Source organism: Cellulomonas sp. P4_A2 (assembly GCF_056402515.1).
Genome location: NZ_JBFUHG010000173.1, coordinates 1 through 393 on the forward strand (window position 1 = coordinate 1; position 393 = coordinate 393).

Genomic DNA, 393 nt, shown 5'->3' on the forward strand with positions numbered 1-393 from the left:
GTTCGGACTCGGCGAGTCGATGCTGTCGCCGACGGTGGCGCCGCTGGTCGCCGATCTTGCCCCGGAGTCGATGGTCGGTCAGTACAACTCGGCGTTCGCCCTGGTCAAGCAACTTGCACTGGCGGTCGGTCCGGCTGTGGGCGGGCCGATGGGGGCTTCGCTGCACGGGCCGTACATCGTGACGTTCGTGCTGTTCTCCCTGGGCATCACCGTGCTCGCGTTGCGGCTGGGCCGCCGGCTCACCCCCGTACAGGACCAGCCTTCGCTCGCGGCGACGCCGTCGCGGGTGGTGGCCGTGTCACTGCCGGAGGCCGGGATGGTGGCCGAGCCCGCTGCAGCTCGGTGACGTCACCCGCTGAGGCTCACTGAGGCAGCGCGAACTCGCACCAGACC

The 393-nt window shown here is 70.2% G+C and carries 1 pseudogene; it reads left to right on the plus strand.

The features are described 5' to 3' along the window. Window positions 1-346: pseudogene (locus tag AC1DUE_RS20590) on the plus strand (hypothetical protein); the annotation flags it as partial. Window positions 347-393 lie beyond the last annotated feature (47 nt).